Below are 25,443 nucleotides of genomic sequence, written 5' to 3'. Positions count from 1 at the left end.
ATATTTTAATTCGGTTTTAGGGAGGTGGAGAAGAAAACAAACCGTTATATTGTATGAGTAATGTAGTCGTAACGCTGTAGTTTATGGCATGAAAATACTAAATCAATCATGGAGGTTTATGTTTATGCGTAACAAAATGCGTTTTTTAAATGTTTTATTACTGGCTATTATTTTTACTATTATTGTAGGGTGTTCAAGTGATTCATCTAGCAGTGAAAATAGGACTAATAATAGTTCTAATGGTAATACTTCTGGTGAAAACAATAAAGGTGAAAGTGGAGAAGTGGTGGAGCTTAGCTTTTGGGATATGTCTTGGGGACCTTCAGAATACATAACAGCAGCTGAAGAAATAGTTGATCAATTCAATAGAGAACACCCTGATATAAATGTAACCTATCAATCTACTCCATGGGCAAACTGGTATCAAACATTTACTACAGCAATCGCATCAGGCACAGCCCCTGATATAAGTACTGGAGCCGGTTTTCAAGCATTCCAATTTTATGGGCAAGATGCTATTTTACCGATTGATGATGTAATTGAAGAATGGGAAGCTGAAGGAAAACTAGATGACTTTTATCCTGGAACAATCGAAGCAATGCAATATGACGGTCATTATCTAGCGTTACCTTGGGGATTAGATACAAGGGTATATTGGTACAGAAAAGACTTATTTGAAGATGCGGGAGTAGAAGTGCCCACAAATTGGGAAGAGTTCCGAGAGGCTGCTAATCAGTTAACTGATGGAGATGGTCAGTATGGATTAGCTATTGAAGGTGGAGCAAATAATGGTGTTCATACTTTATTTACCTTAATCTTCAACAATGGTGGAGGTATTTTTACGGAGGATCGTCATGTAGAGTTAGTGAATAATGAGTTAAATCAAGAGGCAATTCAATTTTTAGCTGATCTACAAGCAGACGGTTCAATTAATCCTGCATCTCCAGGAATGGGGCAGGATGATGCATTAAATTCATTTGGACAGGGGAAAGCAGCAATGTACCTTGGTACACCAGGTACAAGAGGTGAATTCCCAGAAATAACGGATGAAGTTGGTATCTTACCAGCTTTAGAAAGTCCCAATGGAAATAAAGGCACTGTTATGTGGGTTAATAACATTATGCTTTATAAGCAAACAGAACATCCGGAAGAAGCTAAAACTTTCTTGAAATGGTGGTCTGAAAATCAGTTGCCATTATGGACAGAAGGGGATTCTAATCAGTTGCCTGCAAGAGTCTCTTTCTCAGAAGAGCCATATTTTCAAGAAGACCAAGACTATAAATTTGTTTACGATGAGTACATTCCGAATGCATTTACTACCTCTACATATTTTAATGGAAGTTTTCCGGAATTAAATGAAATTGAAGGTGATGGTGTTTTACAATCTTTAGCGCAACAGATTCTTTCAGGAAAAGATGTAATGAGTGCAATGGAAGAAGCAGAAGGAGGTCTACAAGATATTATGGGTGAATAGATAAAAATATGGAAGAGTTTTATAAGCTAGCTCTTCATAGATAAAAACAGGAGGAGGTTCCCTTTGAGTTTACTGAATATAAGTAAAGCAGAGAAACCACTTAATAGGAGAAAAATAGATTGGGCTCCTTATAATTTTCTATTACCATCACTAATTCTTATTGCAATGATCAATCTATACCCTTTAATTGTAGGGGTTATGTACAGTTTGCAAGATGGTACCTTAATACAACCTGGTGATTTTGCAGGCATACAGAACTATATTGATTTGTTTCGAATGTCGGAATTTTATAATTCACTATATTTTAGTGCTGTTTTTGCATTTTTTGGGGTGATTGGGAGTTATTTAGCGGGGTTAGGACTTGCGGTATTGATTAATAAAGATGTATGGCTAAAGGGGTTTTTTAGAGTTGCCCTACTTGTTCCTTGGATTATTCCCTCTATAGTTTCAATTGTAGGTTGGAGATGGTTAATAGCTGATGAAAATGCTTTATTAAATGAAATTATTACTTTTTTTGGATTTAGTTCAATAAATTTTTTAGGAACAGAAGGTGGAGCTATCTTTTCAGTAATTCTTATTAAAATTTGGAGAAGCTTCCCTTTCATGATGGTATCCATTCTAGCAGCATTACAAACTATTAATAATGATTTATACGAAGCGGCGACAATAGATGGTGCTAATAGGTGGAAATCATTTCTCCATATCACCTGGCCTTCTATTAAAGGCATTTCTGTTGTTTGTTGGATCCTTATGACTATTTGGTCTTTTAATGATTTTGACACGATCTGGTTACTAACTCAGGGTGGTCCAATCAATGCAACAGAAAACTTAATCGTATTAGCATATAATTATACATTTATCAAAAGTGAGTTAGGTATAGGTTCATCCATTGCGATTGTAAGTTTAATCATACTAATGGGATTAGCTTATTTAATGCTGAGATTTCAAGAAGAAGATTGAAAAAAGGGAGAGAGATGGATGAAGAAACATAAAGGGATAAGAAAAACTATTTTGTTTTTTTCTCTAATAGTTATTACATTTTTAATTAATCTACCTATCATCACCATGATATTAAATTCTTTCAAAAGTAATTCTGAAATGAGGACGTCAACTCATATATTACCTCAAAATTTCACTTTGGAGAATTATCTACATTTACATACTCAAACGATGTTTTGGACCCAATTTAAGAATAGTGTAATTGTTACGTTTTGGGGAACTTTATTGAGTATTATTGTTGCGGCATTTGCGGGGTTTGCCATATCTCGGTTTCGTTCAACATTTATTTCTATCTATTCAAAATCATTATTAATGCTGCAAATGTTTCCGATTATTCTCGTGTTGATACCATTATTTATTATGTTTCGACATTTAGAGTTGATTAATACCCTTTACTCAGTGATCATTCTTTATGTTACGCTTCATCTACCTTTTGCAATTTGGATGTATAAGGGTTATTTTGATTCGATACCGCGGGAATTAGAAGAGGCAGCTAGAATCGATGGCTGTAATCGATTTCAAACTTTTATTAAAATTATACTTCCTATTTCAGGACCTGGTATCGCAGCAGTAGCTATTTTTTCCTTTTTATTTTCATTTAATGAATACTTAATTGCTAATATATTCTTGAAAACAGAGGATGTAATGACTATTCCGGTAGGTATACAGTTATTTATGCAACAGTATAGTTCAGATTGGGGAAGTATAACTGCTGCTGCAACACTAACAATGGTTCCGGTATTTCTTTTCTTTTTATTTGTACAAAAATATTTTATTGCAGGTAGTGCAGCAGGTGCTGTCAAAGGATAAAGCTGATTCTATTACTTAAGAAAAAGTCAGGAGAGATGATGATGAATCACAAACTAAAGGTAGGAATTATAGGGTTAGGAGAAGTAGCACAAATAATACATTTGCCGATATTAGAATCATTATCGGATAAGTATGAAGTCACGGCATTGTGTGATATATCTAAACAACTATTGCAAACTATAGGTGAAAGGTATCGAGTAACCAATTTATTTACAGATGCCAAAGAGTTAACAAAGCAGAAGGACCTTGATGTAATCTTTGTGCTAAATAGCGATGAATTTCATACTGACTGTGTAATTTCTGCAGTGCAAAATAAGAAACATGTACTAGTTGAGAAACCAATGTGTTTGACTAAATCTGATGCGGATAGAATAATTGAGGCTCGTGATAAAAATGAAGTGTATGTAATGGTTGGTTATATGAGAAGATTTGCACCAGCTTTTATTGAGGCAGTACATGAAATGGAGAAGTTAGACAAAATTAATTATGTGAAAGTACGTGATATTATAGGGCAAAACAGCTTGTTTATAGAACAAAGCAGTAATGTTCATCGGTTTAATGATATGCCCAAACATGCAATGGTTGATAAAGAAGAGCGAGCTATGAAAATGGTGAATGAAGCAATTGGAGAAGATGCACCTGATACATTACGCACTACTTATCGGTTGTTGTGTGGGTTAAGTAGTCATGATTTATCTGCAATGCGTGAATTAATTGGATTTCCGAATAGAGTTGTGTCGGCATCAAATTGGAACGGAGGTAAGTTTATAACAGCAACTTTAGAATATGACGATTTTTATACTACCTTTGAAACTGGGATAGATAATATTATTAGGTTTGATGCCCATATTGAGGTATTTGGAAACAATAAACAACTAACAGTTCAATACAATACGCCCTATATTCGTCATTTACCTACTAATTTAACTTTAGCCAAAACAGTAAATGGTAACTATTCAGAGTGTGTGACAAGACCGACATTTAAGGATCCCTATACTCTGGAATTAGAACATTTTTTTGAGGTTGTGACCAAAGGGATTTTGCCAAAAACGACACCTGAAGATTTTAAAAAGGATTTAGAATTATTTGATATGATTATTGAAAAATTAAGGTAGGGTTTGCTCACCTTCATTAGCTTTTTTAGGTAATGAAGGTGAGCAAATGGACAATACAATCGGATTCGCTAAAAATGATATATACAAAACCTATAAGTAAAAGAAGGAAGCTATATGAGGAAGTTAATAAAATAACTTTAATTTTGAAAATTTATTGACAATTATTACATGGTTTGGTATCTTTACCAATGTAAAGGTTTACATGCATACTTTGTATAGATAATAGCACTTTATCTTGATATTTCATGCTTGTTTATAGCTGGCATCTATATATTATAGGTCTTTTTATGAAAAGGATTACATCAATCGTTATCACTTCAACCCTTCAACCTAGATATCTCCCGTTTAAAATCAAACCCATATTAATATCACCTGTGATTATTTCTACTGAAAATACAATGATACTCAATTTCTAAAACTCAAAGAATTATCTACTGCTAATAAGATTTGATAGCAAAAAAATAGAATACAACCGAAGAAACTCTTTGTAATTGTCTAATTTAAGGGGGTGATTAATGGAGTTCGAGCAGAAGAGAGTGTTTTTAATTACAACAGCAACAGGTCTAGGCATCTAAGGGTTAAATCAAATCGGAGGTGTCAAACGAATGGTAAAAAAGAAAATCGGTAGTATTTTCTTCATTGCAATCATTGTATTGTCGACATTGGTATCGCCATTGATGCAACCAATAACGACTTCCGCACATGAAGGAGACCATGAAGACGGAGATGTACACAAGTTGTTAGTTGTTACCCATACTGCAGGTTATCGTCATGCATCAATCGAAGATATTAAAGACGTGATGCCAGAGTGGGGAGAAGAAAATGGCTTTGAAGTAACGTTTGTTGATGGGACAGATCAGGCGAGAGAAGGTGATTTGTCATTGGACGAAGCTTTCACACCTGAATTTCTTGCAGATTATGATGCCATCATGTTTGGTAATACAACCATGAACTTCGGAACAGAAGAACAAAGAGAAGCAATTATTGACTTTGTAGAAAATGGTGGTGGCTTCATTGGAGCACACGCTGCTATTGATACAGGATATGATTGGCCAGAATATGGTGAAATGGTAGGGGCTTACTTTGATTCTCACCCTTGGACACAAGAAGTAAATTTCTTAGTAGAGGATAGTGAACACCCTGCGACAGAACATCTTACAAGTGGAGAATGGACAAAACTGGAAGAAGTTTATATTTTCCCTGAAGATATGAATCCGCGTGATGCTGGAAAGCATATCTTGCTAAGCCTAGATACCGATTCTGTGGAAGGTGAACGTGGCGGTCAATTTGATGATCACCCAACTTCTTGGTGTAGCCCTCAAGAAGCAGGACGTGTATTCATTACAGCGTTAGGGCACCATTCACAAACTTGGACATCAGAGGAAAAATTTGAACAACATTTTCTTGGTGGTTTAGAGTATGTTTTCGGTTTAGCAACGGATACAAACTGTGATGAACCTTCTCCCAAACCAGGATTAGTTTCTGAAACATTAACAGATGCAGTTCCACGTCCCACTTCATTAGAAGTAACGGATGATAACCGCGTATTCTCCATTAGTATCAATGGTGGTGTGTATGAAACTCAACCAAATGGTTCTACAAATCAAATTTTAGACATTGATACAACAACTGAAGGGGAACACGGTGTAATGGGAATTGCCTTAGACCCTGAGTTTGATGAAAATGGTTACGTTTACATTTATTACTCAGTACCTGGATACACTGAAGATGGGGAAATTATTAATAATCTATCTCGCTTTGATTATGCAGATGGCACAATCGACCCGGATTCAGAAGAAATTTTATTAGAAGTTCCTTCTGGTCCACAATGTTGTCACCAAGCTGGTTTCATAGAATTTGGGCCAGATGACAAGTTATATTTAACGCTAGGGGATAACTATCCAGCAACAAATGGACCACAAGTGAATTCAATTACTACTTCTCAAAACCTAGGAGATTTACGAGGTAGTATTCTACGTCTAAACAAAGACGGTTCCGTACCTGAAGATAACCCATTTGTAGATGTAGAAGGTGCACGTGGTGAAATTTATGCTTATGGTTTCCGAAATCCTTATCGTATCTCCTTTGATCCAGAAACTGGCTACATTTATGAAGGGGATGTTGGTCCAGATGGAGAAGATTATGATGAATTTAATGTTATTACCGAGCCAGGACAAAACTTTGGATGGCCATATGTAAATGGAGATAATCCTTATGATGAATTTTCTGATCGTTTCGTAGAGTTTGCTGAGAACTTCGACTTCAGTACCATCAGAGGTGATCTATCTGCAGAAGATATTTTAACTATTCCAGATGAAATACTTGATTTCGCTGAGAATGAAGCAACTTATCCAATTGCGTTCTATCCATATGGAGAAAAAGAGCCTTGGGGTAGTGGTGGACGTTCAGCAAGTGCAGGTCCAGTTTATCAGCCGGGGACTGGTGAAAATGCACTGCCATCTTCTTACCATGGAAAACTACTATTCTACGACTTTGCTCGAGGATGGATGAAGGCAGTAGACACTGATGAAAACGGTGAGATCGTATCAGTGGACAATTTCATTGAAGGTTTAAAACTACCAATGGATGTCGAAATAGGACCGGATGGAAGCATCTATATTGCTGAGTTTGGTAATTCTTGGTGGGAAGTAAATGAAGAATCTGGTATTCGCAAGGTTTCTTGGGGAGTACTAGAGCGTGCACCTGAAGTACAAGTAGAAGCAAGTGCGGAATATGTACAAGTAGGTGAAGAAGTATCCTTCGATACTAGCGGTACTCAAGATCCAGATGGAGATGAGATCACATTTGCTTGGGATTTCGGTGATGGTAATACATCAACAGAAGCTAATCCAGTTCATACGTTCACTGAAAATGGTTCTTACAATGTTCGTTTAACTGTGACAGATACAACAGGTAAGACGGCAAACTGGAGTAAAACCATCGTAGTTGGTAATACGCCTCCAGTGGTCGAAATTGACGACTATGAAGGCAAAACATTCTTCAACAACGGTGATACTATTACGGTTACTGGTAGTGCAACTGATCAAGAAGATGGAGAACTTGCCTGTGAAAACTTAGAATGGCGACTAGATTTACTTCATGATGATCATGGTCATCCGCAAGAGTATAAAACTGGATGCGAAGCCACTTATACTCTATTGGATGAAGGACATAACTATAATGATAACATATGGTGGCAATTGAGTCTAGTTGCGACCGATAATGGTAACGATGGTGCACCAGCACTTGAAGGTATTGAAACTATCGAATTTATCAAACCACGTATTGAAGCAGAGTACTATGATGACAAGTCATCTGGTATAGACACAGAAAGTACTTCTGATGAAGGTGGCGGTCAGAATGTCGGATGGACTGGCGAAGGTGAATGGTTGAAATTTGAAGACTTAAACTTAGAGCAAATGGAAGAAGTCTATTTCCGACATGCTTCTAATTTTGATGCAGAAATTGAATTACGTCTAGATTCTCCTGATGGAGAAACAATTGCATCTGTAAGCCCAGAAGCTACTGGTGATTGGCAAGCATGGGAAACAATTGGTTCCGAACTTGCTAGTGTATCTGGAGTCCATGATGTTTATGTTTATTGGGTATCAGGTGAAGTAAACATTAACTGGATCCAGTTTGTAGGTGAGAACTTCCCGGCACCAGGTGAAGATTCCGTCATTGTAGAAGATGCGAATGCATTAAATGACATGGTTAATCAATACAAAGAATCTGGTGATATTACAGATGAAGAAGTGGCTCGTTTATTAAATACGCATTTAACTTCAGTAAGTCAATATGAAGAAAATGATCAAGCTGATAAAGTGGTCAAACACTTAAATGGTTTCCTTGACTTGATAGAACACCAAAATCAAGAAGGAATTTTAACTGATCAAGCTTATCAAGAATTAGCAGCAGGAACTGAATATTTAATAGCAAATTGGCAGTAAGTAGTTTGGTATTTACCCTTCTGTGGCAGGTAGAAATCTGTCGCGGAAGGGGAGTATGACGAAGGGTTGGATATTGCAATGAATAACATATGGCTTTTACAAGCAAATAAGAATGCGATAAAAAGACGGACAACCTTTTCGATACAAATACTTGTTACTTTATATGTGTTACTTCTACTGTTTAGCCAACTAACATCACCGACTGTTGCTTATTTTGATGATTCTGAAACTGTTACTATAACCATTCCTACCATTGCGGAGGAACAGGAAGAATTAATGAATTAAGTATAAAAATGTAACAAATAACTGTGATCGAAAGTAGCAAAAGGTGAATTCAAGAATCTATCTACCATCTAAACTATGTTCAGATAATAAATTCTATAAAGTATCGGGGTGTTGTTCAACCATGAAGTGGAATAAAATCTTTAAAATGATTAACAACATTATTACGGGTCTATTGTTTATTGTATTAGTATTTTCTGTAATCGTTGTCATTTCTGTGCGTGCATCAGGTGGAGAACCGACTGTTTTCGGACATCAACTGAAAACAGTATTGTCTGGATCAATGGAACCAGAGATTCAGACAGGTTCGATTATTTTAATTCAAGTCGATGGTGATATGACCCGTTTTGATGAAGGGGACGTTATCACGTTTAGAACAAAAGATAATATTCTTATTACCCATAGAATTGTGGAAGTGAAGGGAAATGGGCAACAGTATATTACAGAAGGAGACAATAACGATGGACCAGATATGGAACCGGTACTTTCTGAGAACATAGTAGGGCAATACACAGGTATTCACTTACCATATGTTGGGTATATTACAAATTTTGCTAATACAAAACAAGGGCTTGCGTTATTATTTATTGTTCCCGGTGTTTTTCTACTTATTTATTCAGTAATAAGTATTTGGCAAGCACTAAAACAACTGGATAGTCAACAAAGAGAAAGAACAGAAGAATCAAAGATAGTATCTTCTCAAGCCAATAAAAAAGTTTAAGTAAAATAATATCTAATTATTAGGAGGACGCTAAGATGGGGATTAAAAAGAAATTAGGGATGAGTATTGCAACTGCAGCGTTAGGGTTATCGCTAGTTGGTGGTGGAACTTTCGCATACTTTAGCGATAGTGAAGTAACAAACAGTACATTTGCTGCTGGTACGTTAGATTTAAATGCTGAGCCAACGGAAATTATTAATATTGACAATCTAAAGCCAGGTGACCAAATGATTCGTACATTTGAGTTACAAAATAATGGTTCATTAGATATCGCTAGGGTTCTATTGGATACTGATTATTCCGTCATAGATGCAAATGATGACAACACCGAAGATCTAGGTGAACATATCAAAGTAGAATTTTTAATGAACCTAGATAAATTTGATGAGGTTGTCTATGAAACTACTTTGGCAGATCTTAAATCTATGACACCTGAAGCTGTTGCTGAATCTGCTATTATTCCAATTTTAGGAGAAGAAGGACTTCCATCAGGTACATTAGATGATCTTTCTGTAAAATTTGTATTTGTTGATAATGGAGAAGATCAAAACCAATTCCAAGGAGATTCTTTAGAATTAGAATGGACATTTAATGCACAACAAACTGATGGTGAACAGAATTAATTCCCTGTTGAGATTATAATCTAAATAAAAATGGTTTCCTAGGGACGCTCATTCAGCTTCCCTAGGAACTACAAACTAGACTTTATAAGTGTATAAGATTTTAAAAATAGGGGTGATAGCTTTGAAATTAGCATACAGTACAAATGGTTATCAAAATATGACATTAATAAATGCCGTTTCTGAAATCGGGAAAACAGGTTATCAAGGTGTGGAAATACTTGCAGATACCCCACATGCATTTCCTCCTTCAACTAATGCAAATTGGGTAAAGGATTTGAAGTATGAATTAGATAAATATCAATTAGAAGTATCTAATATCAATGGAAATACGGTTGCGGGCTTCTTTTTTGATCCAACAGGAGAGCCTACATTTGAACCGTCTATTTGTAATGCTGATAAACAAAAAAGATCGAAACGAATTGCATATACAAAAGCTTGTATAGATATGGCTGTTGAGTTAGAGGCAAAAAACATTAGTATTACAAGTGGAATGTGTCTTCCAGGTAATCCTCCTAATCAGGCGCTTATTCAATTAGTTGAGTCGCTTACAGAAATTATGGAGTATGCCGAAGCAAAACAAATAAATGTAGGAATCGAATATGAACCAGGACTTTTAGTTGAAAATGGCAGAGAGCTATTAGAAGTTATCGATTTAGTAGGTTCGGATCGACTAGGTGCAAATTTAGACTTAGGTCATGCGGAGGTAATCGGAGAAAATTTACCCGAGTTATTATCAAATTTCAAAAAAAGAATATGGAATTTGCATATGGAAGATATCGCTTATCAGAAGCATTATCATTTAATACCAGGAGATGGAACGATGGATTTTGATTCGATTTTTCGAGTGTTGAATGAAATTGAATATGATGGTTTTGTAACGGTAGAACTATATACGTATTCGCACGATCCTATTTATGCTTCAAAGCGCTCCTATGAATTTTTAGAGCGTTATATAAATATTTCAGTATAATAACAAAAATTATAAATAGGGAGAGATCTTATGATGAAAATTTTTGATCCACATATTCATTGTTATTCAAGAACTACTGATGATTATCAAAGAATGGGAGCGGCTGGAGTTCGTGTAGTAGTAGAACCTTCCTTTTGGTTAGGTAGTGATCGCCAATATGCTGAATCTTATTTCGACTATTTTAAACATATCCTTACCTTCGAGCCGACACGAGCAAAGCAATTTGGTAACATCGAACATTTTAGTTGTATTGGTATGAATCCAAAAGAGGCAAATAACCTTGAAATTGCACATGAAGTTATTGATGGAATGGGAGAATATCTCGAAAATGAACGTTGTCTAGCTCTAGGGGAAATCGGATTTGATTTAATTACGGATGCTGAAGAAGAAATTATGGTACGTCAGCTACAAATGGCAAAAGAATTAGATTTATTAGTAATGGTCCATACTCCACATACTCAAAAACGAAAAGGTACGTATAAGACTTGCGAGATTTTAGAGCAAGTAGGTATTAATAAAGATAAGGTTATTCTGGACCATAACAACCATGATACTATGGACATCGCTGTTGATTATGGAGCATGGAGTGCCATGACAATTTATCCTACCAAGGTGTTAGTGGATGGTGCATTAGAGTTACTTGGTAAGTATGGTACAGATCGAATGATGATTAACACAGCAGCAGACTGGGGGCCTGCAAATCCATTGAATATTGCTAATACTGCGTTGGCAATGAGAAAAGCTGGATATAGTGACGAGGAAATTGAGAAATTAGTTTGGGACAACCCATTTAACTACTACAAACAATCTGGAAAATTAAATTTGGAAAAACAACAGGAGGTGCATTCCAATTAAATTAGCATTCAGTAGTAACGGTTTTAAAAAGTACAGTATATTAGAAACTATTGATATTTTAGCAGAAATAGGATATGACGGGATTGAGATTTTACAAGATATTCCACATGCGTTTCCCCCTGATACAACAGAAGAAAAATTAATAGAAATTCAACAAAGGTTGGACTATCGCCAGATTGAAATTTCCAATATGAATGCCTTTATGACATATGGTTATATTGACAATTGGCGCCCCTCTTTTGTTGAAAGTGAAGCAAGGGAAAGAAGAAGGCGAATTGATCATACTCATTCGTGTATTGATATGGCAGCTAGATTAGGAGCTAAAACATTATCTACTCAGCCTGGTGGACCAATGCAGGGAGTAGATAATGCTTGGGCTAATAAAGTGTTTATTGAAGCGATGGAAGAATTAGCTGACCATGCGGAGAAAGCAGGTGTTACCATTCTTGTGGAACCAGAACCTGATCTGACCATTGAAACATCCGATCAATTTATAGAATTTAAAAAGGCTGTACCGTCAGATGCAATTGCGTTGAATTTTGACATTGGGCATTTCTTTTGTGTAAATGAAGATCCGGTTAAATTAGTAGATAAATTATTGCCATATACAAAACATTATCATTTGGAAGATATCGCTGCTAGTCGAGTTCATGAGCATATGATTCCTGGCACAGGATCCATTGACATACCAGGTGTTTTAAAAAAAATAAAGGATACTGGTTATGATGGATTTATTACGATTGAGTTATACCCCTACCAAACGACAGCAATCGAAACTGCTAAGCAATCCTATGACTATGTACGGGGAATATTAAACGAGCTATGAATAGCAAAGTAAAGTCATTTTTAGAACTTGTTAGACTTCCCAACTTGTTTACTGCAATGGCTGATATTATGGCAGCGGGATGGATTGTGAGCGGTTTAACTGGTCATCCATTTTCAATAGAACTTGTTTTCTTACTACTTGCTAGTGCTTTGTTGTATGCATGCGGGTTGATATTTAATGACTACTTTGATTATGAGGTTGATAAAAAGGAACGCCCTGAGCGACCATTACCTTCTGGCCGTATTTCCAAGCAGGCTGCGCTATATATAGGGCTGTCTTTGTTACCTCTAGCCCTCCTGCTAGCGGCCTTAGTTAATATGATAAGTTTAGTTATCGCCGTTGTCTTAACATTGTTTATCTTGTTATATGACAGATTTGCAAAGCACAATTATTTCTATGGACCGTTAACAATGGGGATGTGCAGACTACTAAATTTATTATTAGGATTTTCACTTGTCACCGATCAGCTTATCGAAAATTGGTGGATTTCACTCATAAGCTTGGTCTACATTTTTACAGTTACTTTCCTGGCTAGAGCTGAAGTTGGAGAAGGAATCTATCCAGTTCGGGTCAAAGTAATGGCAACTATCGTTGTTTTATCATCATTAGCTGTTTTATTAATTGGTGATTGGGATAATCTTTACATCAGTATTATTGCAATATTCATCTTTTTAATATGGACTTTCAAAGGAATCAGATTAGCTTTGAAAAGTCCTACAGCAAAATATATTCGGAAGGCTGTAGGAACTTGTATTGTTGGGCTTCCACTATTAGTTGCAGCATTGGCAACTCCTTTCGGGGGACTAGCTGGCTATTTAAGTGTTGCAGTATTTATGTTAGCAAGCTATTTTTTTACGAAATTATTCGCTGTAACGTAATTTTAAAATGAAAGGAAGATATTTGATGACTAAAGAACATGTAGTAGTTTTAGATATTATCAGTTTATCTCCTGCACTGCTTAGTGATAAGACACTTACGCCGAATATACAAAAATTATTAAACGAAGGTAAACATACAAAAATTAAGCCTGTATTTCCAGCTGTGACTGGAACGATGCAGGCTACGTATATCACTGGTAAGCCACCGAGTGAGCACGGTATTATATGTAACGGTTTACCTGATAGAGACTATAAAGAAGTAGAAATGTGGAATCAATATATGATCCCCATACAAGGTGAAAAATTATGGGAACGGTTGAAGCATGAAGACCCTAGTGCAGAAACAGCCATTCTTTTTTGGCAATTTAGTAAGCTTACTACTGCTGATTATGTTGTCACACCTGCCCCTTTTCATTTAGACGATAAGATGATTCAATGGTATGACTCTAAACCGAGAGATTTGTATCCAAGACTAAAAGAAAAATATGGGACTTTCGATTTGAGTACATTCTGGGGGCCACTTGCATCATTTAAATCTAGTGAATGGATTGCTAAAGCAGCACTAGATGTATTAGAAGAGTTTGGCCCAAGACTTTCACTTGTCTACCTACCAAACATGGATTATCATACGCAACGGTTTGGTCCTGAGAGTCAACAGGCCAAGCATGCAGTTAAGGAAATTGATCAATTAATAGGAGAGTTTGTTGAAGCGTTAGAGAAACGCAATTTAAAGGACAAAACTCGTCTAGTTCTTTTATCTGAATACAATTTCAACCAAGTAGATCAACCAGTTATGATTAATCAAATATTAAATAAAAGTGGACACATTGCAGTCAAACAGGTAGAAGGTCAAGATTTCCTTGATTTGGAGATGAGTAGTGCTTTTGCATTGGCAGATCACCAATTAGCACACATCTATATTAATAAAGAAGAAGATATTCCAGTAGTTAAGAAGTTACTAGAAGAGACTCCTGGTATAGCTGAAGTATGGGGCGAAGAAGAGAAAATAGTTAACGGGATTAACCATGAACGTTCGGGCGAATTGATTGCGATCGCAGAACGAAATAGTTGGTTTGTCTATTATTGGTGGTTGGATAATGAAGCGGCGCCAGAGTTTGCATATACCGTTGATATTCATCGCAAACCCGGATATGATCCTGTTGAGCTTTTTGTTAATCCAAAGACATATAAAATTCCATTAGAGCCAGAGAGAATACAAGGTTCTCATGGTTTACCAGCCCGGAACGAAGAAGATCTAGTATCAATGATTGTTACTGGTAATGATATCGACCTCCCTAATCAGATAAATGCTACAGACGTTCATGATATTATACTTGATCTTGCTTTAAATAAGAGTAAAGTAAACGCGTAATTAGATCCATACGAAGATTGTTTGAAAACATTTTGATGATTAGTTTTGTAAAGAATATAAGTATAAGAAACGCGTTTAGTAAAAGTTAATTTATCCATTAAGGGAGTTTTGGGCATGGTAAATAAACAACAGAAAAAGAAAGGAAAAAATGAGAAAAAAAAGTATAAGATATGGTTCAGTGGTATAGGGATTGTTTTAATGGCTATTGTTATTGTTGTAATGGTTATCTTCAACCCAGGAAAGGAAAGAATAGAAGCGGAAGATATACCGGAAGAACTACAACAATATGAGTTAACTGGAAATTTAGAAAAAGTTCGTGCCTCATTAATAAGTCTAATGGGGAGTCCAACTGGAGAGTTCATCTATGTTTATGAACCAGGCTGTGACGATTGTGCACGAATGAATTCATTAATATTTCCATTAGCAGAGGATAGGGATATTACTGTTCATCGTCTAAATCTTAACGAATATCCAGAATTAGAAGAATTACTGGATTTAGAAAATATTACGATTCCGGCTACTATTTATTTTAGCAGGGGATATCAAATTGGGTGGATCCTTAGCTCTGAAGAGGATAAATATTATGAGGAGTTTTTTGACCACTTTCATCATCATTATGAAACCCATCCAGAAGGAGAACCAGGATATGACGAACAAAAAGGCGGAGAAGAGGCCGAAGATCAAATAAATGATGAAGCGAAACATGATCATTCTCCGGAGTAATGAATAAACCAATAATATTTACATGAATGTTTTATTATTAGAAAAATAAATGGCTAGTGTTATTTAGATCAAAATAGCTATTAAAAGTAAACGTTTTCTCAGATAATTCTAAAATTTCGGTTATCCCGGGATTATAATCATGTAATTTCTGTAATTAATTATCATAATATTAAAAATAATCTGTAAATATATTAACAAGTGATTTGCAGCTTTTCATGTGTTGTATTTTACCACAACTAATTTAAGCAATAAGGGGGGAGTTTATGATTCTGGAGATGAAACGGATTACAAAAAGATTTGGAAGTGTTATAGCACTGGATGGGGTGAATTTAGAATTAGCTAAAGGAGAAGCTCACGCATTAGTCGGAGAGAATGGTGCGGGAAAGTCAACTTTGATGAAAGTCTTAGCTGGTGTACATCAACCTGACTCAGGTGAAGTTATCCTAAATGGAAAAAGTGTCGATATATCCTCTCCAGCAGAGTCTCAAATGCTAGGTATCGCTATTATCCACCAAGAATTAAATTTAATTCCATATTTATCAGTCGCAGAAAATGTATTCTTAGGCAGGGAACCAAAGAATTTGGGATTTGTCGATTATAAGAAAATGAGAAAAGATACAAAAGCATTATTAGATCAATTTGGTATAGAACTTAGTCCAAGATCATTGGTTAAGGATTTAAGTATTGGAGAACGACAAATTGTTGAGATTTTGAAAGCGTTATCTCTTAATCCTGAAATTCTCATCATGGATGAGCCAACTGCGGTGTTAACAGATAAGGAGACAGAAAAACTATTTGAATTAATTGATTTATTAAAACAAAGAAATGTTTCTGTTATTTATATTTCTCACCGCTTACCTGAACTAAAAAGAGTTTGTGAAAGACTTACAGTTTTACGAGATGGAAAGTGGATAAAAACGGATGTCCTAGAGCATTTTTCAGAACATGACATTGCCAATCTCATGGTTGGAAGAGAACTTGAAGATATGTATCCGCCATTACCAACTAAATTCGGTAATGAAATATTACGAGTAGAGGGATTAACTCAGAATCCAAACTTTCAGGATGTTAGCTTTACACTGAAAGAAGGTGAAATCGTAGGTTTTGCAGGGTTAATTGGCGCCGGAAGAAGTGAACTTGCAACTGCGATCTTTGGAGGGGACCCCGCTGATGAAGGAATAGTAAGCTTAAAAGGACAACAAGTGAATTATAAGAATCCAATACAAGCGGTAAAAGGTGGTTTTGGTTTTGCAACTGAAGATAGAAAGCAAACAGGTTTAATACTGGATATGAGTATTGCTCAAAACATTACTCTACCTAATTTAAGGAAATATCAGCGAGTTGGGTTTGTTAATAGAAAATTAGAAAAAGCTGATATTCAAAAGCAAGTAAAAAATTTAAATATTAAGCTTCATAGTGTCAATCAGCCAGTTAAAAACTTGAGTGGTGGTAATCAACAGAAAGTCGTTCTTGCGAAATGGCTAGTTGCAAATACAGAGATATTTTTGTTTGATGAACCAACAAGAGGTATTGATGTAGGTGCGAAAAGAGAGATTTATCATTTGATCTCTAATTTAGCAAAAGAAGGAAAAGGGGTTATCGTTATTTCTTCTGAACTTCCAGAGCTATTAGGAATATGTAATCGAATTCTTGTTATGCATAATGGCAGAATTAGCGGTGAATTCAATCATGAAGAAGCTACAGAACAACAACTGATGAAAAAAGCGACAGGGCTTTAAGTAGTAGAAAGGAGTTAAGGGAATGGCAAATCTGGAAACAGAAATTGAAGTTACAAAAGATAGGAAGCTATATAATTGGATGCAATATTTTTGGTCAAATTACAGTGTAGTATTTGCTTTTATTGTACTGTTTATTGTTGCATCTATCGCGAGTGATCACTTTCTTTCACCGCTAAATATAACGAATATGCTTAGACAGATATCTGTTATTGGAATCCTAGCAGTTGGGATGACCTTTGTCATACTAATTGGAGGCATTGATTTATCTGTTGGTTCAGTTTTAGCTCTGACAGGTACCATTGTTATGGCATCACAAGTTGACTTTGGTACATCTATTTTTACAGCTATTTTATTTGGGTTAGTAGCTGGAGCTCTAATAGGGGTCATTAATGGAGTAATTATTACCTATGGGAAGATAGCAGCATTTATTACAACATTAGCTATGATGACGATTGCACGATCAACAGCATTGTATTATGCAGATGCTGGTGCAATAGCAGGTTCTAACATGGATTATCGGGCAATTGGAAATGAGTATTTATTTGGTATACCGATTCCTGTTTATATATTTGCATTTGTAGTAGTAATCGCTTTTATCTTACTAGAAAAGACAACATTTGGCCGCCATATTTATGCAGTGGGCGGTAACTCAAGTGCAGCACACTTATCTGCAGTGCCGATAAACAAAATTACGATTATGACCTATATGATTTGTGGTTTAACAGCCGCAATTGGTGCTGTCATTGAAACCTCTCGTCTAAATTCTGTATCAACTTCAAGCTCTGGTTCGATGTATGAATTAGATGCAATTGCCGCAGTTATTATAGGTGGAACCAAGTTGACAGGTGGTCAAGGTCGGATTATAGGAACTGTGTTCGGTATATTAATCCTTGCAATACTAAGCAACATTATGAATCTCCTAAATATTTCACCCTATATTCAAGGTGTTGTAAAGGGGGCGATCATACTAGTAGCGGTATTGTTGCAAAAGCGTAGTTAATCTATTTTTATAATTTCTAAGGGGGAAATAAAATGAACATGAGAAAGTTTTTACAAATTTTAGTGATTTTGATGGTAGGTTTTATCCTGGCGGCTTGTCGTGACAATGCAGAGCCTTCCACAACTGATGAAAATAATGAAGAGGAAACAACGGAAGAAAATACTGAAAATGCAGATGAAGAGGCGAACAGTGACGCTAGTGACTCAGATGGTTACACAATAGGTATATCCTTGCCAGCTGCTGGTCATGGCTGGATGGGGGCTATGGTTGAAAATACTGAAGCAGCAGCTGAGGAGCTTGCAGAAGAGAATATCGATTATAGGTTAGTAACATCTTCAGACCCAGCAGCACAAGCATCTGATATTGATGATCTCATTACTCAAGGTGTTGATGCCATTGTAATGTTACCAATCGAATCTGCTGCATTAACACCAGCAGCAGAAGATGTTGCAGAAGCTGGAATTCCATTAATTAACGTAGACCGCGGTTTAGAGACAGAATCTTATCGTACTTATATCGGTGGTGACAACTATGGTATTGGTAGAGTAGATGCACAGTACTTAGTTGAAGGTTTAATCGAAAAGAATGGTGAGCCAGCTGGTAAAGTAGTTGAAATTTCTGGTGTACCTTCTACTGTGACAGATTTAAGATCTCAAGGCTTCCGTGATTACATTGAAGATTATCCGGAGATTGAAATCATAGCTAGTCAACCTGGTGACTTTACTGCAGAAGCTGCATTAGCGGCAACGGAAAACATTTTGTTAGCGAACGATGAAATTGATGCTGTTTTTTCCCAAGATGATGATATGACTGTTGGTATCGTTCAAGCAATCAGAGATGCACAACGTGAAGAGGAAATGTTTATAGTAAGTTCAGGTGGTATGAAGGAAATTTATCATATGATGCTAGAAGGTACGATGCCAGAAGTAAAGGTGTCGGTTACGTACTCACCTAGACAGGGTGCTATTGGGGTAAATTTAGCAGCTAAAATTCTAAAAGTTGAAAGTCCAGAAGGTTTCGAAGGTGAACTAGTACCACATGATATTGTTCTTGATGCAACACCAGTTACACCTGAAAATGTAGAAGACTATTACGATGAGGATGCAAATTATTAATGGTCATAAGGTTTAGGGGGCATAACCAATGCTCCCAAAATCCTACTTTAATGAATATTACGAGGTTTATCTAGTTAAGTTTATAAATTTATAATGGAGGTCTTCTCATGAAATTAGGAGTATTTGCAGTATTATTTGGAGATCGTTCCCTTGATGAGGCGTTAGATATTATTGTTGAAAAGGGGTTAGATGCTGTTGAAATAGGGACGGGAGGATATCCTGGTAATGCACACTGCAATCCAGCTGAATTACTAGAAAATCCTACTAAACTACAGGCGTTTAAAGAATCTTTTGAAAAAAGAAATTTGGAAATTAGTGCTTTAAGCTGCCATGGAAATCCATTACATCCTCAGTTAGAAAAAGCAAATAAGCATCATCGCGAATTTGAAAATACCGTAAAACTTGCTTCTGAATTAGGCGTGGAAACAGTTATCACTTTTTCAGGATGTCCAGGTGAATCGGAACATTCAGAAAATCCAGTTTGGGTTACTGCAGCTTGGCCCGATGACCATCCAGAGGTATTGGATTGGCAATGGAAACAAAAGGTTATTCCATATTGGAAAAAGCAGAATGAATTCTTACAAGCATACGGTGTCAGAGTAGCGATTGAACCACATCCGGGTTTTGTCGTTTATAATACGGAAACAAGCTTAAAATTAAGAGAAGAATGCGGAGATCGTATAGGTGTTAATTTTGATCCAAGTCATTTATTCTGGCAAAATATGGATCCCGTCATAGGAATAAAAGAACTTGCTAAGAATGATGCACTATTTTATTTCCACGCAAAAGATACAGCAATAGATCATCAAAATACTGCTATTAATGGCGTGTTAGATACAAAACCATACAGTGATGAATTACACAGGTCTTGGATTTTCCGAACGATCGGTTATGGAAATGGAGAAGAAACATGGAAGCGCATTATAAGCGCTTTACAACTTGTTGGGTATGAGGGTGTTATCAGTATCGAACATGAAGATAGTTTAATGTCAGTCGAAGAGGGTTTTTCAAAAGCAGCAGATTTTCTTAAAGAAGTAATCATAAAAGAAAGGCTTGGTGAAATGTGGTGGGCATAAACACGCAACAAGTTCGAGTTGGTATGATTGGTTACCAATTCATGGGGAAAGCACATAGTCATGCATATCGTGACATTCCATTCTTTTTTGACGAGGGCTGTGAACCCATACAACAGGCAATTGCAGGCCGCAATGAAGAAGCAGTTAAAGAAGCTGCCAGCGCTTTGGGGTATGCTTCTTATGAAACGGACTGGAGAACATTAATAAAGCGGGATGATATTGATTTAGTCGATATAGTAACACCAAATAATACGCATACAGAAATGGCGATTGCTGCTTTAGAAGCGGGGAAACATGTGCTTTGTGAAAAGCCATTAGCCTTGTCCTTGTTAGATGCTGAACGCATGCTTGAAGTAGCTGAAAAGTCGAACGCTATCCATATGGTTTCTCATAATTACCGTTATGCCCCTGCAGTACAATATGCAAAAAAGCTAATAGATGAAGGCCGATTAGGAAAAATCTTTCACGTTCGAGCACAATATCTCCAAGACTTTATTATGGATCCTTCCTTCCCATTAGTTTGGAGGTTGAAGAAGGAAGTTACTGGGTCTGGTGCATTAGGTGATATTGGGGCACATATTATAGACCTTTCTCGTTTTCTTGTGGGTGAAATGAAAGAAGTTAATGGTATGTTGGAAACTTTTGTTAAACAAAGACCAATTGGAGAAATGAGTGGAGGCTTAAGTGCAAGTGTCGATTCAAAAGAAATGGGAGAAGTTACAGTAGATGACGCTGCAATTTTTATGAGTCGGTTTGAAAATGGCGCACTCGGTATTTTTGAAGCAACTAGATTTGCTGCAGGAAACCGTAATGCAAATCGTTTTGAAATAAATGGTGAAAAGGGATCTATTCGTTGGGATTTAGAAAATATGAATAATTTAGAAGTTTTCTTTACTGATGATGAAGAAGGTTTACAAGGCTTCAGAACGATAAATTGTACCGAAGAAGTACACCCATATATACGTGCGTATTGGCCAGCAGGTCATATTATTGGTTATGAACATACCTTTTTAAACATGATCTCCGAGTTGATGAAAGGCATCAAAAATGGTTATAGTCCAAAGCCTAACTTTGAAGATGGAGCTAAAAATCAAGCTGTTTTGGAAGCCGTCCAGCAGTCCAATGAAACAGGGGGTTGGGTTAATGTGGCGCAATTAAGAGAACAAGCGAGAAGAAAGTTAATTCATTCCTAGAGAAAATAAGCAAACTTTTTATAGGAATAAATTATATATTAGGAGCTTCCCTTTATAAGAAAGGTCCCTGATAGAAATTTTTTGTAGGAGATAAGATCAAAAAATGGCTGTTGGGACGAAGTAAACTGCCCGGTTTGTTTGCAATACCTATACCTAGTTTAATAAGGAACTCCAATACAATTTTAGTATGGATCAATAAATTGTAAAGGTGATGATATGTACTATTTTTAATATTTGGCTTCTAAAAAACTTTAAAACTTTATGTCTAGTGATACTTATACTCATAAATAAATTTTTAAGGATGAGATAGGATGAAAAATGTTCTAAAGAAAATGACAGTAGCTTCCATTTTAACTGCTGGTCTGTTTACAATGTCGTTGAGTCCATTTGCGACATCAGCAGATATTTCTGACGAAATTTCTAACGACCTTCCGCCTCAAGAGTCTGGTGTTACTCTCAGGGTGTACGACATGGCGCGGGAACTTACCCAGCTTTGCACGCTGCGATCGGGCCAGACACCAAACGTTGACCGCTTGGTCCCTACCATCGACTTCTCGACTGAAGACGAATTCGGTTTGAGCGAACGGTTCATCGCGCATGCTTTAGCCAACCTGACCGTTCCAGAGGATGGCAACTACGAGTTCCGGCTTACGAGTGATGACGGGTCTCGCCTGGTGATTGATGGCTCGATGGTGATCGATCACGACGGATTACACGAGGCCACCTCAAAGACAGGGACAACTGGCCTAACAGAGGGTGTGCATGACCTGAAGGTTGAGTATTTCGACAACACCAACGACAACATTCTCCGTCTCGAATGGCGCCCACCGGGTGCTGATAGTTTTACCTTAGTTCCCACCGAGGTCCTCAGTACCGAGGCTGATGTCGTTCGTGTGACCGCGCCGGGCACGAAGTATTGTGAGGGTCAGGGCGATGAGGCGGGTGACGGAATGCGTCTGGACTCGGTCTATCCGGGGTACACGCTCACTGATTTGCGGCCAGATGGGTTTGAGCCGATGGTGTCGGCGATGGACTGGACGAACGATGGAGACTTAGTCGTGGTGACATCAGGCTCGGTGAGCCCAGGCGGCTGGGTGGATGATCCCGAGCCTGGCGAGGTGTTCGTCCTAGAGGGCGTCACCGAGGCGACAGGGCCTGATGATGTCACGTTCACCCGCGTGGCCACAGACCTATACAACCCGATGGGTGTCGCGGTGATAGGCGACTCGGTATTCGTTTCGGAGCGTGATGGGCTGACTGAGCTTACTGATCCGGACGGGGATGGGTTCCTTGACAATCACGAGCAGGTAGCTACCTGGCCGTTTGGAGGAAACTTTCACGAGTTTGCTTTTGGGCTGCTATATGACGACGACTACTTTTACGTGAATTTATCGGTTGCAATCAACAACGGCGGCGCTACCACCGATCCGCAGCCTGCGGAAAACCGGGGAACCACGATCAAGGTCGACCGGGACACAGGTGAGGTGTCGTACGTAGCCGGTGGTCTGCGCACGCCGAACGGGATGACGCAGGTACCAGGCGGTGAGCTGTTCGTCATGGATAATCAGGGCGGATGGTTGCCTAGTTCGAAGTTGGTGCACGTGGAACAGGATCGATTCTTCAACCACTTTACCAACCCGGCAGGGCCATTCGACGATCAACCGGTTACTAACCCGGCATTGTGGATACCGCAGAACGAGATCGGCAATTCCCCTTCATCCCCAGTGATGTTGGAGGAAGGCCCATACACTGGGCAGATGGTGTTCGGCGACGTGACATACGGCGGCCTGCAGCGTGGGTTTCTTGAAGAGGTGGATGGAGAGTTCCAAGGCGCAGTGTTCCGTCACTCGGCGGGACTTGAGGCGGGTGTGAACCGCACATTAGTGGGCCCAGACGGGGCTCTATACGTGGGAGGAATCGGTGAGGCTGGCAACTGGTCCGAGCCAGGTAAGCTACGCTACGGGTTACAGAAGCTGACCCCGAACGGTACGGATGTGTTCGACATGGTCGAGATGCGGGCCACACCGGAAGGGTTCGAGGTCACCTACACTCAGCCTCTCTCGGAGGAGACAATCACGAAGATCACCGAAGACCCGAATGAAGCGTTCGTTATGGACCACTGGAGGTATGTGCCACGTCCAACGTATGGGGGGCCTAAGGTGGATGAACGCACTCTGTTCGTCTCGAACGCCGAGGTTTCTGATGACGCCACCCGCGTCACCTTGACTGTTGACGGTCTAGAGGAGGGACGTGTGGTGCATCTACGCAGTCCGCGTCCATTCGCCGACACCGAAGGGCGACAGCTGTGGAACACCGAGGCATGGTACACGCTCAACGCAATCCCGGGTTATGAGTCCCCGGCTGATCAGGGATTCCACGAGGCTGAGGAAGCGACACTACGCGGTAGCGCGGACGTCGACTCAGAGCACAACGGGTACTCAGGTTGGGGTTTCGTTGACGGCTTCGGATCGGTAGGGGCGTCGGCGACGTTCACAGTGGAAGTGGATCGGGCCGGAACACACCCGGTTCGTCTTCGGTACGCGAACGGACCGAACCCCTTCGAAGGGACCAAGACGGTGTCGGTACTGGTCAACGGTAATGAGCAGGAACCGTGGGCTCTAAAGTCGACGGGTGACTGGCAGAGCTGGGCTACCGTGACGCGACCGATGCGATTGGAGACAGGGACGAACACGATCACCCTACGATATGATGAGGACGACGACGGGAACGTTAACCTGGACGCGTTGAAGGTTGGTGGTAGGCCGGATGTTTGCGGAGACCAGGAGTACGAGAAGGGCTACACCGCCTTGTTTGACGGCACACTTGAGTCGCTGTCTGGGTGGCGAATGGCCGGAGACGGGTCGTTCGGCCGTCAGGCCGACTGCACTCTGCGCTCCACTGGCGGAATGGGCCTTCTGTGGCACCCAGGGTACGAGCTGGATAGCTACAGCCTCAAGCTCGATTGGAAGCTGATCAAGGATGATAACGGTGGTGTTTTCGTCGGATTTCCTGATCCAGGCGAAGACCCGTGGATCGCAGTGGACCAAGGGTATGAAATCCAGATCGATGCCTCTGATCAGCCCGACCGTACCACCGGATCGATCTACACCTTTCAGGGCGCCGACTCGAAGGCTGTAGAGCAGGCATTGAAACCCGTAGGGTCGTGGAACTCTTACGAGATTCGAGTACAGGGGAGTAACATCCAGGTCTACCTCAACGACGTGCTAGTTAACGACTTTACCAGCACCGAACCGGATCGAGATCTCACCCAAGGTTTCGTTGGACTCCAGAACCATGGGGCTGGGGAGACAATCTTCTACCGCGACGTGAGGGTCAAGGAGCTACCCGACGGCTCCTGACGCGCCTTGCGTAGGTGAGATTCCTTAAGTAACAAGTATTAGGTTGATTAGAATCTATTTAGCTGCTAGTACTTGTAGAGTGTTGTTAGTATCGTGTCAACATCGATAATTATCAAGTAACAAACCTAAGATTTTTAAAATAATGGAAAAATAGAGGAGATATAGACAGTAATATCTCCTCTCCCCTTGTCCATAGTATTCAGGAAATCTGATCTACATGGAAAAAGGAGAGATGAAAGAGGTAGGGGAGACCGTGGAATATCATTTTAATTGGAAGCATAGTAACAGAAAGGAAAATATAGTATTTATGAGCTTACTTATCTGTCCTTGTTATAATTCAAGGCAAATGAATTTTCTCTATTG

At 38.7% G+C, this 25,443-nt stretch carries 20 protein-coding genes; all 20 read left to right on the top strand.

Translation table 11 applies throughout. The features are described 5' to 3' along the window. Positions 1-124: 124 nt before the first annotated feature. Complete coding sequence (locus D569_RS0100750) at positions 125-1,474, top strand: ABC transporter substrate-binding protein (RefSeq protein WP_018930478.1); 1,350 nt, start codon at positions 125-127, stop codon at positions 1,472-1,474. Positions 1,475-1,537: 63 nt separating this feature from the next. Further along, the gene (locus D569_RS0100745; protein ID WP_018930477.1) at positions 1,538-2,434 is read left to right on the top strand and encodes a carbohydrate ABC transporter permease; all 897 of its coding nucleotides are present in this window, start codon (positions 1,538-1,540) and stop codon (positions 2,432-2,434) included. Positions 2,435-2,452: 18 nt separating this feature from the next. Beyond that, positions 2,453-3,283, top strand: a complete 831-nt coding sequence (locus D569_RS0100740; protein WP_018930476.1) for a carbohydrate ABC transporter permease — start codon at positions 2,453-2,455, stop codon at positions 3,281-3,283. A gap of 41 nt (positions 3,284-3,324) precedes the next feature. After that, complete coding sequence (locus D569_RS0100735; RefSeq protein WP_018930475.1) at positions 3,325-4,398, top strand: Gfo/Idh/MocA family protein; 1,074 nt, start codon at positions 3,325-3,327, stop codon at positions 4,396-4,398. 605 nt (positions 4,399-5,003) lie between these two features. Then, complete coding sequence (locus D569_RS0100730; protein WP_018930474.1) at positions 5,004-8,348, top strand: ThuA domain-containing protein; 3,345 nt, start codon at positions 5,004-5,006, stop codon at positions 8,346-8,348. A 78-nt stretch (positions 8,349-8,426) separates the two neighbouring features. Beyond that, a complete protein-coding gene (locus D569_RS0100725) occupies positions 8,427-8,633 on the top strand; it encodes a hypothetical protein (RefSeq protein WP_156822840.1) in 207 nt (68 codons plus the stop codon). A gap of 121 nt (positions 8,634-8,754) precedes the next feature. Then, positions 8,755-9,351, top strand: a complete 597-nt coding sequence (gene sipW, locus D569_RS0100720; RefSeq protein WP_018930472.1) for a signal peptidase I SipW — start codon at positions 8,755-8,757, stop codon at positions 9,349-9,351. A 35-nt stretch (positions 9,352-9,386) separates the two neighbouring features. Then, complete coding sequence (locus D569_RS0100715; protein ID WP_018930471.1) at positions 9,387-9,974, top strand: CalY family protein; 588 nt, start codon at positions 9,387-9,389, stop codon at positions 9,972-9,974. Positions 9,975-10,086: 112 nt separating this feature from the next. Beyond that, positions 10,087-10,944 (top strand): sugar phosphate isomerase/epimerase family protein, encoded by an 858-nt coding sequence (locus D569_RS0100710; RefSeq protein ID WP_425401981.1) that lies wholly within the window; start codon positions 10,087-10,089, stop codon positions 10,942-10,944. Positions 10,945-10,974: 30 nt separating this feature from the next. Then, positions 10,975-11,799 carry a TatD family hydrolase gene (locus D569_RS0100705; RefSeq protein ID WP_018930469.1) on the top strand — a complete coding sequence of 275 codons (825 nt, stop codon included), beginning with the start codon at positions 10,975-10,977 and terminating at the stop codon, positions 11,797-11,799. Further along, positions 11,765-12,625 (top strand): sugar phosphate isomerase/epimerase family protein, encoded by an 861-nt coding sequence (locus tag D569_RS0100700; RefSeq protein WP_342662669.1) that lies wholly within the window; start codon positions 11,765-11,767, stop codon positions 12,623-12,625. The genes D569_RS0100705 and D569_RS0100700 overlap by 35 nt, the downstream gene beginning before the upstream one ends. Next, on the top strand, positions 12,622-13,503 hold the full coding sequence (eboC, locus tag D569_RS0100695; protein ID WP_018930467.1) for a UbiA-like protein EboC: 882 nt from the start codon (positions 12,622-12,624) through the stop codon (positions 13,501-13,503). Before D569_RS0100700 ends, eboC begins: the two co-directional genes overlap by 4 nt. A gap of 25 nt (positions 13,504-13,528) precedes the next feature. Continuing rightward, on the top strand, positions 13,529-14,875 hold the full coding sequence (locus D569_RS0100690) for an alkaline phosphatase family protein (RefSeq protein WP_018930466.1): 1,347 nt from the start codon (positions 13,529-13,531) through the stop codon (positions 14,873-14,875). A 114-nt stretch (positions 14,876-14,989) separates the two neighbouring features. Next, positions 14,990-15,598: a hypothetical protein gene (locus D569_RS0100685; RefSeq protein ID WP_018930465.1), complete on the top strand. Its 609-nt coding sequence runs from the start codon at positions 14,990-14,992 to the stop codon at positions 15,596-15,598. Positions 15,599-15,861: 263 nt separating this feature from the next. After that, a complete protein-coding gene (locus tag D569_RS0100680) occupies positions 15,862-17,337 on the top strand; it encodes a sugar ABC transporter ATP-binding protein (RefSeq protein WP_018930464.1) in 1,476 nt (491 codons plus the stop codon). A gap of 22 nt (positions 17,338-17,359) precedes the next feature. Further along, on the top strand, positions 17,360-18,337 hold the full coding sequence (locus D569_RS0100675; protein ID WP_018930463.1) for an ABC transporter permease subunit: 978 nt from the start codon (positions 17,360-17,362) through the stop codon (positions 18,335-18,337). A gap of 32 nt (positions 18,338-18,369) precedes the next feature. Next, entirely contained in the window at positions 18,370-19,452 is a 1,083-nt protein-coding gene (locus D569_RS0100670; RefSeq protein WP_018930462.1) for a substrate-binding domain-containing protein, read from the top strand. A 107-nt stretch (positions 19,453-19,559) separates the two neighbouring features. Continuing rightward, positions 19,560-20,528 (top strand): sugar phosphate isomerase/epimerase family protein, encoded by a 969-nt coding sequence (locus D569_RS0100665; RefSeq protein ID WP_018930461.1) that lies wholly within the window; start codon positions 19,560-19,562, stop codon positions 20,526-20,528. After that, positions 20,519-21,721, top strand: a complete 1,203-nt coding sequence (locus D569_RS0100660; protein WP_018930460.1) for a Gfo/Idh/MocA family protein — start codon at positions 20,519-20,521, stop codon at positions 21,719-21,721. The genes D569_RS0100665 and D569_RS0100660 overlap by 10 nt, the downstream gene beginning before the upstream one ends. A gap of 311 nt (positions 21,722-22,032) precedes the next feature. Next, on the top strand, positions 22,033-25,080 hold the full coding sequence (locus tag D569_RS0100655; RefSeq protein WP_018930459.1) for a 3-keto-alpha-glucoside-1,2-lyase-like domain-containing protein: 3,048 nt from the start codon (positions 22,033-22,035) through the stop codon (positions 25,078-25,080). The last annotated feature ends 363 nt before the right edge of the window (positions 25,081-25,443 follow it).

Source organism: Gracilibacillus lacisalsi DSM 19029, assembly GCF_000377765.1.
Taxonomy (GTDB): domain Bacteria; phylum Bacillota; class Bacilli; order Bacillales; family Amphibacillaceae; genus Gracilibacillus; species Gracilibacillus lacisalsi.
This window is presented reverse-complemented; position numbering and strand designations above follow the sequence as displayed.